Raw genomic sequence first — 14,403 nt, forward strand, 5'->3', positions numbered from 1 at the left:
CTGTATATTGGGCCACTATTCACGGACATTCTTATGCGAAAAGTCATTTTACAGGTAGCGGTAAGCTTAGACGGCTACATTGAAGGACCGAATGGTGAATACGACTGGTGCTTCACCGATCAGGACTATGGCATGTCGGATTTTTATAAACGAATCGACAGTATGTTTATAGGCCGAAAATCCTACGAGCTTTTGCTGACCATGGATGATGCCGATATGCCCGGTTTGCCGGAACTGACCACTTATGTTTTTTCGACTACCCTTACCGACGTAAAGCCCGGCGTCATTCTGATCAGCGAGGAAACAGAGGCAGCCGTGAAGCAGATTAAAAGCGGGCCGGGCAAAGACATATGGCTGTTTGGCGGGGCCGATCTGACGGCCTCACTGCTGAGCCTTGGCCTTATTGATGAAATCATCCTGGCGGTTCATCCCATTCTGCTCGGTGCCGGCAAGCCGCTGGCCGGAAATCTTAAAAACAGGATACCGTTAACCCTTGCCGATACCAAAACCTACTCCAGTGGTTTGGTAATGCTGACCTATACCCTAGACCAAAAGTGTAGATTGTAGTTGATTTACACGGTAATTTACTGGCATAAAACCAATTATCAGCAAAACAGCAATGATTTACGTACTGCTCGGAATCAGTTTACTGTTTATTGCCATTGGCTTTGCGGTAACCGAATCGAATGCCCGGTATCTGCTTGCCGGCTACAACACCCTGAATGAGGCAGAAAGGCAGCAGGTCGACATCAACAGGGCTGTTGACCTTGTGGATCAGCTCCCTGCCATTATCCTACGAACCAATGGCTTTGCCCTGGGAACTGTCTGGAAGGGTTATTTTAAAACCAGCGAGGTAAAAACCGTCAAACTGATTCTGAATTCAGACCAGAAGCCGCTGATTCGGATCGTGAAGATCGACGGAAAGCAAATCTATTTCTCGGCAAAGGAACCAGTCGAACGAAGCGATTTACAACAGTATCAAAGAGGTACTGCCGGCAGTTGTGCGGCCGTAACGTTAAGCGGCTATCAAACATCCTGTCCAAAACTTTTTCATCCAATAGTTTACGCATAAAGTTTATAATGATCAGGAGGTATGCTTACCGATTATGATACGTTAAAATCAGCTATTGAGCACAGGCTCGGCCAAAAAGTGCTTAGCCTCTCCCAGATGGGGCAGGGCATGTGCAACACGATCTGGTACGCCGATACGTACGACCAGCAAACGTACCTGGTTAAACAGGAACGGCTGGAAAAATATGAGGAAGAGCAAAACAACCTGGTCGTCGAAGGTAACCTTCTGAAAACGCTCAATGAGAAGAACCCGCTGCTTCCAATTCCCCAAATAATCTTTGTTTGCGAAAACCCGAGAATGTACGGCTACCGGTATGCACCGGGCCGAATGATGAGCGAGGCCTGGGCCGACCTGACCGAGGCTGAACGAACATCGCTCTGCGAGCAGCTGGGCCAGTTCCACTATGAACTGGGCAATACGTTAACCGAACCCGAGTTGATCGAGCTGGCGCTATTGAACAACAAAGAACTGGAGATCAACGAAGAAACGGATGGTGATCTACTCCGGTTTTTGGATCATCCGCTTATTCCGGAAACGTACCAGGACCTGGTTCTGACCATATATCATACCATTCTGGACACAAACGCCCAGTCGATTTTCCGCTTTTGCCACAACGACAGCCACCACGAAAACATACTGCTGGTAAACGGGCAGTTAGCATGCGTGATAGATTTTGGCGATGCGGATTTTGGTGATGTCCACCGGGAGTTTAGCCGCTATGTTCTGGACTACCCCGATTATTATGACATCATCGTCAGGACGTACGAGCGCCTGTCAAACACGCGATTGTCAAGGCAGCGAATCATCGCCCTTTCCATTATGGATACGCTTGGTGATCTGTTCACAGGGTTTTTCTTCTCTGGTAAAATCGACCTGCTCGACCGGAACGCCCACTGGTTTAAAACCTAGTAGACAAGCGCTAAGTCTTCCGCCCATTTTAACGGTTACGAACTGTATTTATGCCGGAGGGCAGTTTTTGCGGAGTAGTCGTTGGACCGAAGACCGTTATTTTCCCATCGTTCACCTGCATACGGTCAATAAAAACAACGCGCTCATCGCCGGTTTTGGTAGTTCTGCCGTGGTAGACACAGAACATCTCTTTGCCGTCGGGCGAGTACGTGATGCTGTTGTGCCCCGTACCCGTAACGCCTTTGGCCGTATTTTTCTGAAGCACCGGATTGTTGGCGGCTTTCTTGAACGGACCCAACGGCGACGTTGCGGTAGCGTACCCAACGGCATAATGCTGCCCGCCAAAATAGTTGGCTGAATACATGATGTAATACAGTCCTCCTTTTTTGAAGGTAACGGAGCCCTCCGTCCACCGGCGGTTCACCTCCTTGGCCGTTACCGACCGGCTTTCCCATTCGGCCTGTTTGTCGTTCAGGCGGACAGGGGGCCGCAGCACTAAAACCGACTGGCCAATGGTGCCGGAAAAATCAGGCTTCAGTTCAACGCCGTACACCCAGCTTTCTTCAACTTCCGTAAACCAGCCTTTCTGTCTGGCCCAGTCGGCCACTTCGCTCGTTACCGGATGTTTGTAAGCCGCCCGCGAGTAGTACAGATAGACCCGCCCGTTGGAATCGAAAAACACATTGGCATCAATAACGGGGTAGCCGGGATCAAAAATCGGGCGGTTCGCCAAGTCGATGAACGGTCCGGTAGGCTTATCGGCTACCGCCACCCCGATGCGAAAGTTTTCTACTTCCCTGGTAGGATTTTCCTTCCACTGGGCACTGTAAAACAGGTAGAATTTGCCCTTTACTTCATACACTTCAGGGGCCCAGTACGCACCGCCCCAACTGGCTTTTGGATCGCTCCAGCCGTTTTTGTTGTCGTGGGAATAGACCTGCCCTTCCGATTTCCAGTTCACCAGGTCTTTCGACGAATAGGCGGCAAAGCCCTTATCTGCGCCACCACCCGTACCGTACATGTAATACGTTCCGCCGGTGTATAACACGTACGGGTCACCAAACTGTACGTTCAGGGGATTGGTGTACGTGGCTGCTTTGGCGGCAGCAACAGGCTGGGTTGTCTGGGCTGCCACCGGGTGCAGCGCCAGTGTCAGGAGGCAGACAAACGAAAACAGGGTCTTTTGCATAATTAAAAAATAAGGTCTAATTGCCTCTACCGCTTATTTATCCACGGTTTGGGGCTGCGGCTCCGGCTGGTTCTCGGCCTCCTGCGCTTCCGCTTTCTTCCGTAACTCGGCCAGTCCCTTTTTGCCGTAGGCCAGCCGCGTAATGCCAATGAACAGCACGGGTATCACAAAGATGGCCAGCGACGTGGCCGCCAGCATCCCGCCCAGTACGGTACGGCCGATGGTCATCCGGGCCACGGCCCCGGCCCCACTGGCAATAGCCAGCGGAATAACGCCCAGAATGAACGCCAGCGATGTCATCAGGATGGGGCGTAACCGCAGGCGGATGGCGTCGATGGTGGCTTCGTGCAGGTCTTCGCCGTTGTCGACGCGCTCTTTGGCGTACTCCACAATCAGAATGGCGTTTTTGGCGGCCAGACCAATCAGGGTAATCAACCCGATCTGGGCGTATATGTTGTTGCTCAGATACGGAAACAGCAGCAGAGCCAGAATAGCCCCCAGGGCACCAATGGGCACCGACAGCAGCACCGAAAACGGTATGGACCAACTCTCGTACAGGGCCGCCAGAAACAGAAAAACAAAGCCGATACTCAGCGCAAAAATGTAAATGGAACTGTTGCCGGCATTGATCTCCTCCCGGCTCAGACCCGAGAAATCGTACGAATACCCGGCGGGCAGCACGTTTTCGGCCACTTCGCGCAGGGCCTCAATGGCCTGTCCGCTGCTGTAGCCTTCGCGGGCTCCGCCGTTCAACTCGACGGAGCGGAACAGGTTAAAGTGCGAGATCAGCGGGGCATTTTCAATGATGTGGGTGGAGACTACAGTGCTCAGGGGCAGCATCTGCCCATCCCGGTTGCGGACGTAAAACTGCCCGACGTTCTGCACATCGGTCCGGTAATTGGTATCGGCCTGCGCCACTACCCGGAATTTACGCCCGTACAGAATAAAGTCGTTGACGTACTGGCTGCCCAGGAAGGTCTGGATGGTGCGGTAGGCATTGCTGACGGAGATACCCAGTTTTTTAGCCTTGTCCCGGTCCAGTTCTACCCGGTACGCCGGACTCTTTGAGGTAAAATACGAAAAGACCCGGCCAATTTCGGGGCGTTTCATGGCTTCGGCCTGGAAGTTCTGCACCACAGCATCGAACGCCCGCACATCGTCGTTGGTCTGCCGCTGCTGAACCTGGATCGTAAAGCCAGAGCTTTGCCCCAAACCGGGAATAGCCGGCGGCTGCACCACCTGTACCCGCGCATCGTACAGCCCCGCAAAGGCACGCTGTAGTTTGCCCACCAGGGAATCAGCCACCATGCCGGGATCTTTCCGCTCACTCCAGGGCGTTAGCTGGATAAAAATGGTGCCGCTGTTTGATTTGGAGGCAAACGTAATTACGTTCAGTCCGCCCAGCGCGGAAAAGTGGCTGACGTACGGCTGCTGTTTCAGGATCGTCATCATGCGGTTCAGCACCTCCAGACTGCGGGCGGTGGAGGCTGCTTCCGGTATTTCGTAGGTCACAAATATCCGGCCTTCGTCTTCGGTTGGGATAAAACCGGTGGGCTTGACCCGGAACAGCAGCACCGTGCCGGCATACAGCACCACCAGGCCGATGACCACGTGCGGTGTCCGCCGGATCAGCCGCTTAACACTGTTAGAATACGAATCGGTCACCCGCCCGAACCACAGATTGAATCGGTAAAAGAACTTGTTCAGGCCCGTCGACTTCTCGCTGAAGTGCATGGGCTTCAGCAGCATCATACAAAGTGCGGGCGTCAGCGACAGGGCTACCAGCGTCGACAGCAGCACCGATACGGCAATGGTAATGGCAAACTGCTGGTACAGCCGCCCCACAATGCCGGGAATAAACCCGACCGGCACAAACACGGCCGCCAGAATCAGCGAGGTGGCAACGACCGGAGCCGAAATCTTGCGCATGGCATCGAGGGTAGCGTCCCGGTTCGACATGCCGTCGTCGATATTCTTCTGCACGGCTTCGACCACCACAATGGCGTCGTCGACCACAATACCGATAGCCAGCACAAAGCCGAAGAGCGTCAGGGTGTTGATGGTGAAGCCGAGTGGGGTAAACACCGCGAACGCGCCGATGATGGATACCGGAATAGCTAACAGCGTAATCAGCGTGGCCCGCCAGCTTTGCAGAAACAGAAATACCACCAGAATCACCAGCCCGATGGCCTCCAGCAGCGTTTTGACCACTTCGCTGATGGACACCTGAATCACCGACACCGACTCAAAGGGAACCACATAGGCTACGTCGTTCGGAAACGACTTTTTCAGTTCATCCATAGCGGCATACACGCCTTTGGCCGTTTCGAGGGCGTTGCTGCCCGGCAACTGGTAGAGCAGCAGGTAAGCCGCCCGGTTACCGTCGACAAACGAGTTGCTGGTATAGGAAAACTTGCCCAACTGCACCCGCGCCACATCGCTCAGGTAGACCAGCGCGCCCCTTGCCGGATCGCTGCGGACCACAATGTTCCGAAACTCCTCTTCCGAACTGAGCCGGCTGTTGGTAAACACCGTGTACTCAAACGCCTGCGACTGCGGTTGCGGAGGCCCGCCTACTGAGCCGCCCGCAATCTGGAGATTCTGCTCCTGCAGAGCCGCCGTGACTTCGTCGGCGGTGATGCCGAGCTGCGCCAGCCGGTCGGGTTTGAGCCAGATGCGCATACTGAAATCATCGGCCCGGCTGAAAATATCCCCGACGCCCTTGACCCGCAGCAGGGCATCGCGGATATAAATATTGGCGTAGTTATCCAGAAACGAGACATTATGCGTACCCTTGGGCGAGTAAATGGCCACGAGCATGAACAGCGAGGGGTTCCGTTTCCGGACCGTAACGCCCAGCCGGTTTACCTCTTCGGGCAACTGCGGCTGCGCAATGCCCACGCGGTTCTGCACGTCGAGGGCGGCAATGTTCACGTCCGTTCCCACGTCGAAGGTCACGTTCATGCTCATGCGGCCGTCGTTGGTGGCGTTGGTCTGCACATAACTCATGCCGGGGGTACCGTTCACCTGCGTTTCAATGGGCGTTGCCACGGTCTGCTCCACCGTCTGGGCATCGGCCCCGATGTAGGTTGCCGAGACCTGCACCACCGGCGGGGTAATGCTGGGGTACTGACTGACCGGCAGCCCCAGCATAGACAGCAAGCCCAGGGCCACGATCACGATGGACAGCACAATGGCCGTTACCGGCCGGTCGATGAATATTTTTGCAAACATAAGTCTGGTATTGAGTGATTGAGTGGTTGAGTGAACTATGAGACCGGCTTAGTTTTCATTCAACCACTCAATCATTTTTGGTTTACCTTCACAACCCCTCCCTCCCGGATCTTCTGCGTGCCTTCGGTGACGACGAGGTCGCCTTCAGTGAGGCCGTCTTTCACGATCACTTTATCGTTGATACGTACACCGAGGGTCACTTTTTTCTGGGTCACTTTGCTGCTGTCGCCCACCACATACACAAAATACTCGCTCATCTGCTCGGTCACGGCCTTCTGCGGTATCAGCAGCGGTAAGGCACTGGTGTTGTTTTTCACCCGCACGTTACCGTTCAGCCCAGCCTTCAGTTGCCCCTCCGGATTCGGGAAGGTCAGCCGGACCCGGAGCGTTCCCGTCTGCGGATCAACCGCCCGGTCGATGGTCTGGATTGAACCCGGATACGCATACAGGTTACCATTCGGCAACTGAAGCGTAAACAGCGAGTCACGCGGGGCGGCCGGCCGGCGCTGTAGTTGGGTAAAGCGGGGGATTTCGGCTTCGTCGATGTTAATGTCCACCGCAATGGGATTATCCGACGAGATCACGTTCAGCAAGGTCTGACCGGGCGTCACAGCCGCCCCGAGCCGCACCTGCGAGATGCCAATGGTACCGTCGAAGGGTGCGTTGATGGTGGTGTAGCGCAGCGTGGTCTGCACCTGCCGCACATTGGCCTGGGCAGCCGCTACCTGCTGCTGGGCCGATGCCAGCGTGGCCCGCGCATTATCAACGAGTTGCCGGGCCACGGCATCCTGCTGCGCCAGGGTATTGTAGCGCTCGGCATCCTGCTGCGCCCGCACCAGACTGGCCTTCGCGGCATTCAGGTTGGCAAGGGCCTGCTCGTAGGCCGCCTGGTACTGCTGCTGGTCGATGGAATACAGCTTCTGCCCCCGGCGGACCCGGCTTCCCTCCTGAAAGTGCATACCCGTGATATAGCCGGCCACCTGCGGCCGCAGTTCCACCTCCTTTACCGCTATAACCGTGGCCGGAAACTGGTCATAGTACACCGCATTTTCCCGGCTTGCTTTCACCGCCGTTACAGGTGTGTGGGGCGGTGGCCCCTGCTGCTGCCCGGCTTTTTTATCGCCACAGGCTACAAGCAATAAGATTAGCCCCCATAATCCTGTCTGTTTTATGTAATCTCTCATACGTATTAAAGCGAGCCAAAACAGGTTAGCGCTTTATTTTTTTTAAGAAAATAACCATGCAGAAATAGGCTTGCCCCTCTTTGGTTTTAAGGAATTAACCGAGCCATTTTGGCTTGCCCCTCCGGGGCAGCGAATAAGGCACGTTTCGGCAGTAGCTACAAACCGCTGACCCCTCCGGGGTAACTATATCTATCTACTTACCCCGGAGGGGTCAGCGGTTTGTAGCCCCAGCCTTTTGGTGAACTTTTTACTGCCCCGGAGGGGCAAGCCTAAAATGGCTCGGTCAATTCCTTAACATCTATGATTAGCAAGCCTATTTCTGCTCGTTTATCAATTAATCATTCGTGCGCCATGTAACAAAATTTTAGAACCGGATAGCGCCCAGCGCCCGCTGCACTTCCAGCTTACTGGCCAGCACCTGATACAGCGCGTTGTACAACGACAAACGCGCCGTTCGCAAATCCGCTTCGGCAATCACCACATCCAGATACCCTTTGATGCCGGCCCGGTACTGTAAACTCAGAATACGGTACACATCCTGGGCCAGCAGCAGGTTCTCGTGCAAGGCGTAGTAATTGGCCAGATTACCTTTGTAATCGGCCAGCGCTCTGGCATACTCGGCATCGACGGCGCTGGTCAGAGCCGCCAGATCCCATTGCAACCGCCTGACCTGCAACTCGGCCCGCCGTATTTCCTGCACCCGCCGGCCACCCTGAAAAATAGGCATACCCAGGGTCAGCCCGATCAGCGAATTCGGAAAACTCTGCGAATACAGTTGCGAAAAGGTATTGTTCTGGTACAGGAAATTATAGTTGGCGACAGCCGACACCGTCGGCAGATATGCCTGTTTGTTGTACAACACGTTGGCATCCAGCAGCAGCCCCTGCGTTTGCAGCAGTTGGTACTCGATCCGGTTCTGTGGATTCACCATCTGATTGGTGTCCAGCAGTACCTCATTCGTCAGTTGCAGCGTATCGTACGCCACCCTGAGCCCGACCGTGGGCGGGTAGCCCATAAGCTGCTTCAGCGTCTGGTATTTGCTGCTCACCTGCTCGCGGTACTGCTTTAGCTGCGCCCGGGCGTTGTTCAGCGCAATGGTCGCCCGCTGCACGTCGGTCTTGTCCACCAGCCCGCTTTCGTACTGGTTGCGGGTATCCTTTTGACTGCGCAGCAGCCGGGCAATGTCCTGATCCAGAATCGTTACCTGCCACTGGGTGGTGATGAGGTCGTAAAAGGCCCGGCTGACATCCACCACCACGTCGATCTTATTGCTGACGGTAGCCTGCGTCGCCTGCGCCCGGTAGACATCGGCCGTACGGTTGGCCAGCAGCAAATCCCGGCTGAAGATGTTCTGGTTAAGCGTAAACTGAAACGATGAGGTATTTCTGGCGCCCAGGGCTACCGGACGCCGTTCACCCGTAGCCTGATCAGGAATTAGCGTCACCGGCAGTTTCAGAAAATGCTGGATGTTGTAGCCGAAGCCGATCTGCGGGTACCAGGCAGCTAAAGCACTGCGCACTGTCCGCTCCGTAATTTCCTGATCGATTAGGGCCCGACGCACGTTCGGCTGGTTTTGCAGGGCGTACTGAATACAGTTGGTGAGGTCGGCCGGCTCCGCTAAGGTCGGTGCCGGCGTTTGTGCATAAACTGAACCTGTAAGTACCCGGAGAAGCACAAGGACAAAAACACAACGTCTCATAATAATAGCGTGGACCACCACCGGGCCAGGGTGGGCAACCGGCGGTGTGTTTTATGCAAACTACAAAATCGCCCCGCTTTGTTCAAAAAGAATCGTGTTAATACACGCAAAAAGAAAATCAGCCGGTTTGCCCGCCCTTATCATTTGTCAATACCGTCTAATCCCCGTAATTTCGCTTTTTTACAACCTGTACGTTACATGACGGAAGTACCCAAAGAATCCGCTGACCGCGATCCGGCGGAACGTTCCCTGAATTTTATTGAGCAACTTGTTGAAGAAGACCTAGCCGCCGGCAAAAACGGGGGCCGCGTTCACACGCGCTTTCCGCCTGAGCCGAACGGCTACCTGCATATCGGTCACGCCAAATCCATCTGCCTCAACTTCGGGCTGGCGGATAAGTACGGCGGACAGACCAACCTCCGCTTCGATGATACCAACCCCGTTACCGAAGATGTGGAGTACGTCGACTCCATCAAGGCCGATGTGCGCTGGCTGGGCTTCGAGTGGGAAAATGAATTTTATGCTTCCGATTACTTCGATCAGTTGTACGAATTCGCCGAAAAGCTGATTCAGGATGGGCTGGCGTACGTGGATGATTCTACCGCCGAACAGATTGCGGCCCAGAAAGGTACCCCGACCGAGCCGGGCACCAATAGCCCCTACCGTGACCGACCGGTGGCAGAAAACCTGGACCTGTTCCGGCGCATGAAAGCCGGAGAGTTCCCCGACGGCACCAAGGTGCTGCGGGCCAAAGTTGATATGGCCTCGCCCAATATGCACCTGCGCGACCCGCTGATGTACCGTATTAAACACGCGCATCACCACCGCACCGGCGACAAATGGTGCATTTACCCGATGTACGACTTCGCCCACGGGCAGTCCGACGCCATCGAGCACATCACTCACTCACTCTGTACGCTGGAGTTTGTGGTTCACCGGCCGTTGTACGACTGGTTTATCGAAAAGCTGGACATCTTCCCCTCCCAGCAGATCGAGTTTGCCCGGCTGAACCTGACCTATACGGTCATGAGTAAACGGAAACTGCTGCAACTTGTCAACGAAGGCCACGTTAGCGGCTGGGATGATCCGCGCATGCCGACGATATCGGGCCTGCGTCGCCGGGGTTACACGCCCTCATCCATTCGGGAGTTCTGCGACCGCATCGGGATTGCCCGGCGCGAGAACCTGATCGACGTAGGGCTGCTGGAGTTCTGCATCCGCGAGGAACTGAACAAAACCGCCCCCCGCGTGATGGCCGTGCTGGACGAAAAACCGCTGAAAGTGGTGCTGACCAACTACCCGGCCGACAAGACCGAAACGCTGCGGATTGAAAACAACCCCGAAGACCCGGCCGCCGGTGAGCGCGACGTGCCCTTCAGCCGCGAGGTCTGGATCGAGCGGGAAGATTTTATGGAAAACCCGCCGAAGAAATTTTTCAGGCTGTTTCCCGGCGGCATGGTGCGCCTGAAAGGGGCTTACATCATCAAATGCGATGAGGTGATGAAAGATGATGCCGGCGAAGTAACCGAACTGCGCTGCACCTACATTCCCGAAAGCCGCTCCGGCTCCGATACATCGGGCATCAACGTAAAAGGCACCATCCATTGGGTATCCGTCCCGCACGCCGTTGAAGCCGAGGTGCGGCTGTACGACCGGCTGCTGACGGTAGAAGACCCATCTGAGGGCGATTTCAAGGCGTTCATCAACCCGAACTCGCTACAGGTAGTCCGTGGCCTGGTCGAACCATCCTTGAAGAATATTAAAACCGATGCGCAGGAAGGCCGGATTCAGTTCATGCGCAAAGGCTACTTCTGCCTCGACCCGGACACCACGGCCGACAAACTGATCTTCAACCGGACCGTCACCCTGAAGGATAGCTGGGCGAAGGAACAGAAGAAGGGATGAATTGAGAACCGCCGGGCGGCCGCCCGGCGGTTTCTGACTATGCCGCCTGCTGAAGCCCTTTGATCTCCAGAATCAGCGTCCACTGCTCCGAATCGAACCACTGGCGGATGGTCATGTCGATCATACCTTTGTCAATGGCGTAGTGCAGCGCTTCCATCACCTGCCGGTGCTTTTCGTCGGAATGGCCGATGCGCAGGTAATAGTCGGCCAGAAAACGCGGTTTGTTGGTTTTGACCAAAGAATAGATCTGGCCGGTATCAGGGTCACGGAGTTGCACCGGGTAGGCATTCCAAAACTCCAGGGCCGCTTTCTCGCGGTCGGTCTCGAACAGGTCTTTGCCGATCTCGTCGGTCACTACGAAAAAATCGACGTAATAATAGCCGTCTTTGTTCAGGTCAATAATAAAGTCCCGGTCGATCAGGTCCTGAATCTCCTCCGCCGTAAACCCATTGCCTTCCTGTCCGTACTTATACAAAGCAGCATACTGCCGGGTATGGGTCAGAAACAGGAACACGTATTGCGATGGCGTAATCCGGTAGCGGATCAGGGCATCCAGGTTTATCTCAATATTCATCATCACTATTCGGTTAACGTTACGGGTACCACTCTCCAAAGCAAGTTAAGGGGCAAAGCCACAATTGCAAATTTTTAGGCTGTAATTGTGTGTTTTATAGAACAAAAAACCAGCAGAATACAATTTTACCCACATTTACTTTGGTTTCTTTACTCCAAAACAAATTGCACTCAGGTAAGATTCAACGCCTGGCCGGCAATTTTGCAGGAGCCCGGCTGCCCACCAGCCGAACAATCCGGGCTTGAACGCCGGAGTATAATCTTCATACCGGTTCATCAGCCGAAATCACCGTTTCGACAGCCAGTTTCAGCCATTGGAGCAAAACCCCATTTCAGTTTACCGGACGCGGCAGCACCTTTGTATCGTTACTTTTCCACACCAAACACACCCCAAAAATGAAACCGTTTATCCGCAACCTGCTGACGGTAAGCCTGCTGGCTCTCAGCATTATCTCGTGTAAGCACAACAACGACCCCGAACCGCAGACGATCAGCAAGATCGTGTTCTGGTCGAGCAACGAAGCCATCAAAAACATCAAGGTAGATTGTTACGTCGACGGCAAAAAGATCGGCACACTGTCTAAAGTAAGCGGCAGCGCACCCGGTTGCAGCGATGCCAAATCACCCGTTGCTACGGTAGAACCGGGTTTTCATTACTGTGAGTTCCGGGCCGCCAATGGGCAGACAATCGATATTGACCTGGACACGGAAGCCAATCAGTGTTACGACGTTGAGCTGATGTAATTTCACTATTCATGCACTACCAAACCAGAAACGGCAGGCCCCATTTAGAGCCTGCCGTTTCTGGTGTCGGGTGCTTTACCCGGCTTAGAAATTGTCGCGACGGTTTGTGTCGTCGCGGTAGGTATCGCCAGTCATGCGATTTTTGTCAGACTGCATCTTGTCTACATCTACTTCCGTTTTTCTGGCTGTCTCCCGAACGGTTTCGTCCCGCTCTTCTACGGTTTTCGATACCTTGACTTCTTCTACCACACGCGCTTCCTTGTTCACAATAGGTATCTCTGCACGCTCGGTCACTTCAATTTCGCCTTCTTTGAACGCATTCAGATCGGCGTCGGAAGCAGGGCGGTTAACTGGATTACGCTCTACCTGAACATGTTCGGTACGCAACCGCAGATGCTCTTCGACCGGACGCTCAACAATCCGGCTTCGGATGCGGGCACCACCGGTTTCAACTTCCCGCTTCCCAACCTGCACATCCTCTTCAATAATCGGAATAGCCCGGTCGTTATCGGTGCGGTTGTAATCCTGGTCGGTCATAGTCGTGTCGGTACCCATACCGGCATCGGCCTGCAGGTGGGTAGTCTTGTCACTTTCACCGGCAATACCACTGCCTCCCATTGCGCCCATTGTACCACTTCGATACTGACTGGCCCGTTCATCGACATCGATGGCGCCACAATCGTCAAGAATTTCAGCGGCCTGTTCTGCCTCGTGCGTGGTGGTTACATGCACCGCCACAATGCTGCCCCGGCGACCTACTTCAGCGTAGTTCCGGTATGCGTCGCTATCGTCCCGACCACCAAACAGCGACCGGAAGAAATCACCGATGCTGTCGCCGAAATCCTTATCGCGATCCCGGTAATCGCGGTCGGTTCGGGTATCGTCAGACCAGGTTCCGCTGGAGCTCCGGTTATAATCCGGGGTAGTACCTGAACCCGTGGTATAGCCCGTCGGTCCGGAATTTACAGAGCTGTCTGTATAATTTCCGCCCGGATCAGTCATAGAGCCGCCGGCTGTGTTGCCTGAATACCCTTGCTGGCTATACGATCCATCGGTTTGATAACCTTCGCTTTGGCTGGTCATGTCAATATCACCCCGGTTAAAGCCCTTGTCAACTAGTTTTTCTACTGCCTGTTGTGCATCATGGGCATTGTCAAAAATGCCGACTACTGTCTGTGCCATAGTTCCGTGTGTTTAAATTGAGTAACTAATTGATTAATGGAAGTAAATAGACAGCTATTAGACGGTCCTGTTGCCCGGAAAACGCTCAACAATTACCTCTTCCTGGCGAAGAGTCACCTGTCTCGTCTCAGTAGTTTCTGTCCGGCGCTTTGTTACATGAAGTTCTTCCACCAGCATCAGCCGTTTCTCAACGACCACCACCTCTTTCAGAACCGGAATAATCATGGTCTCTCCTTCGTAGCGAACCGCCGGTGCCGCTTCAACGTACTGGTTTACCGTTACTCGCTCGATATTTACTTCCTCATTTACAATAGGAACATCCACCGTTTGCTCTTCTTCCCGAACCTGCTTGGAGATTTTCACCCTGCCTGTTTCCACAACCTGCTTGTCAACATGAAGTTGCTCTTCAATGACGGGAAACGTCCGGGTTTGGTCCGTTTCCTCGCTTCTCAAACTATGGAGATTGTGGGAATGGTCAGGTGTCATCATATCCGGCAGTTAAGTTGAAGAGTAAATACGCCCAACCAGTCAATAACTATACCAACTCTGGTAATCTGTGAGTTACGTAACAGTAATTCCTAATCTGTTTCTAATTGCCTACAGATTAAGTAGAATTATATTCCACACCCGCTACAGCCACAAAAACCTTACCTTTTATAGACAATTCATCCAAAAAATATAATTTTCTTCATAAATAATTTAACATATTAAC

The 14,403-nt window shown here is 53.9% G+C and carries 12 protein-coding genes; 5 read left to right on the forward strand and 7 right to left on the reverse strand.

Annotated elements, in window-relative coordinates:
- Nucleotides 1-33: 33 nt before the first annotated feature.
- The 3 genes from ABD931_RS17035 to ABD931_RS17045 are packed head-to-tail and all read left to right on the forward strand — an operon-like array spanning nucleotide 34 to nucleotide 1,981.
- Nucleotides 34-567, forward strand: coding sequence for a dihydrofolate reductase family protein (locus tag ABD931_RS17035; RefSeq protein WP_345269033.1), 534 nt, complete (start codon nucleotides 34-36; stop codon nucleotides 565-567).
- Nucleotides 568-619: 52 nt separating this feature from the next.
- Complete coding sequence (locus ABD931_RS17040) at nucleotides 620-1,072, forward strand: DUF3784 domain-containing protein (protein ID WP_345269035.1); 453 nt, start codon at nucleotides 620-622, stop codon at nucleotides 1,070-1,072.
- 21 nt (nucleotides 1,073-1,093) lie between these two features.
- The gene (locus tag ABD931_RS17045; RefSeq protein WP_345269036.1) at nucleotides 1,094-1,981 is read left to right on the forward strand and encodes a phosphotransferase family protein; all 888 of its coding nucleotides are present in this window, start codon (nucleotides 1,094-1,096) and stop codon (nucleotides 1,979-1,981) included.
- Nucleotides 1,982-2,009: 28 nt separating this feature from the next.
- On the opposite strand, the gene ABD931_RS17050 is transcribed toward ABD931_RS17045, so the two are convergent.
- From ABD931_RS17050 to ABD931_RS17065, 4 genes are all read right to left on the reverse strand, one after another.
- On the reverse strand, nucleotides 2,010-3,170 hold the full coding sequence (locus tag ABD931_RS17050; protein ID WP_345269037.1) for a glycoside hydrolase family 43 protein: 1,161 nt from the start codon (nucleotides 3,168-3,170) through the stop codon (nucleotides 2,010-2,012).
- Between the two features lie 33 nt (nucleotides 3,171-3,203).
- Nucleotides 3,204-6,404, reverse strand: a complete 3,201-nt coding sequence (locus ABD931_RS17055) for an efflux RND transporter permease subunit (protein WP_345269038.1) — start codon at nucleotides 6,402-6,404, stop codon at nucleotides 3,204-3,206.
- 71 nt (nucleotides 6,405-6,475) lie between these two features.
- Nucleotides 6,476-7,588: an efflux RND transporter periplasmic adaptor subunit gene (locus tag ABD931_RS17060; protein ID WP_345269039.1), complete on the reverse strand. Its 1,113-nt coding sequence runs from the start codon at nucleotides 7,586-7,588 to the stop codon at nucleotides 6,476-6,478.
- Between the two features lie 364 nt (nucleotides 7,589-7,952).
- Nucleotides 7,953-9,287 (reverse strand): TolC family protein, encoded by a 1,335-nt coding sequence (locus tag ABD931_RS17065; protein ID WP_345269040.1) that lies wholly within the window; start codon nucleotides 9,285-9,287, stop codon nucleotides 7,953-7,955.
- Nucleotides 9,288-9,485: 198 nt separating this feature from the next.
- On the opposite strand from ABD931_RS17065, the gene ABD931_RS17070 reads away from it, so the two are divergent.
- Nucleotides 9,486-11,192, forward strand: coding sequence for a glutamine--tRNA ligase/YqeY domain fusion protein (locus tag ABD931_RS17070; protein WP_345269041.1), 1,707 nt, complete (start codon nucleotides 9,486-9,488; stop codon nucleotides 11,190-11,192).
- Between the two features lie 37 nt (nucleotides 11,193-11,229).
- Here ABD931_RS17070 and ABD931_RS17075 read toward each other — a convergent pair whose 3' ends face one another.
- On the reverse strand, nucleotides 11,230-11,769 hold the full coding sequence (locus ABD931_RS17075) for a hypothetical protein (RefSeq protein WP_345269042.1): 540 nt from the start codon (nucleotides 11,767-11,769) through the stop codon (nucleotides 11,230-11,232).
- A gap of 392 nt (nucleotides 11,770-12,161) precedes the next feature.
- On the opposite strand from ABD931_RS17075, the gene ABD931_RS17080 reads away from it, so the two are divergent.
- Complete coding sequence (locus ABD931_RS17080; RefSeq protein WP_345269043.1) at nucleotides 12,162-12,509, forward strand: hypothetical protein; 348 nt, start codon at nucleotides 12,162-12,164, stop codon at nucleotides 12,507-12,509.
- An 84-nt stretch (nucleotides 12,510-12,593) separates the two neighbouring features.
- On the opposite strand, the gene ABD931_RS17085 is transcribed toward ABD931_RS17080, so the two are convergent.
- Together ABD931_RS17085 and ABD931_RS17090 are read right to left on the reverse strand one after the other, a co-directional pair.
- A complete protein-coding gene (locus tag ABD931_RS17085) occupies nucleotides 12,594-13,691 on the reverse strand; it encodes a YsnF/AvaK domain-containing protein (RefSeq protein WP_345269044.1) in 1,098 nt (365 codons plus the stop codon).
- A 57-nt stretch (nucleotides 13,692-13,748) separates the two neighbouring features.
- Nucleotides 13,749-14,144, reverse strand: coding sequence for a YsnF/AvaK domain-containing protein (locus ABD931_RS17090; RefSeq protein ID WP_345269045.1), 396 nt, complete (start codon nucleotides 14,142-14,144; stop codon nucleotides 13,749-13,751).
- Nucleotides 14,145-14,403 lie beyond the last annotated feature (259 nt).

Source organism: Nibrella viscosa (assembly GCF_039541875.1).
Lineage (GTDB): Bacteria > Bacteroidota > Bacteroidia > Cytophagales > Spirosomataceae > Nibrella > Nibrella viscosa.

Coding starts and splice junctions, on each gene's coding strand:
- ABD931_RS17060 (WP_345269039.1), bottom strand. CDS start 7,588: ATGAGAGATTACATAAAACAGACAGGATTATGGGGGCTAATCTTATTG.
- ABD931_RS17080 (WP_345269043.1), top strand. CDS start 12,162: ATGAAACCGTTTATCCGCAACCTGCTGACGGTAAGCCTGCTGGCTCTC.
- ABD931_RS17070 (WP_345269041.1), top strand. CDS start 9,486: ATGACGGAAGTACCCAAAGAATCCGCTGACCGCGATCCGGCGGAACGT.
- ABD931_RS17045 (WP_345269036.1), top strand. CDS start 1,094: ATGCTTACCGATTATGATACGTTAAAATCAGCTATTGAGCACAGGCTC.
- ABD931_RS17055 (WP_345269038.1), bottom strand. CDS start 6,404: ATGTTTGCAAAAATATTCATCGACCGGCCGGTAACGGCCATTGTGCTG.
- ABD931_RS17075 (WP_345269042.1), bottom strand. CDS start 11,769: ATGATGAATATTGAGATAAACCTGGATGCCCTGATCCGCTACCGGATT.
- ABD931_RS17065 (WP_345269040.1), bottom strand. CDS start 9,287: ATGAGACGTTGTGTTTTTGTCCTTGTGCTTCTCCGGGTACTTACAGGT.
- ABD931_RS17035 (WP_345269033.1), top strand. CDS start 34: ATGCGAAAAGTCATTTTACAGGTAGCGGTAAGCTTAGACGGCTACATT.
- ABD931_RS17085 (WP_345269044.1), bottom strand. CDS start 13,691: ATGGCACAGACAGTAGTCGGCATTTTTGACAATGCCCATGATGCACAA.
- ABD931_RS17050 (WP_345269037.1), bottom strand. CDS start 3,170: ATGCAAAAGACCCTGTTTTCGTTTGTCTGCCTCCTGACACTGGCGCTG.
- ABD931_RS17040 (WP_345269035.1), top strand. CDS start 620: ATGATTTACGTACTGCTCGGAATCAGTTTACTGTTTATTGCCATTGGC.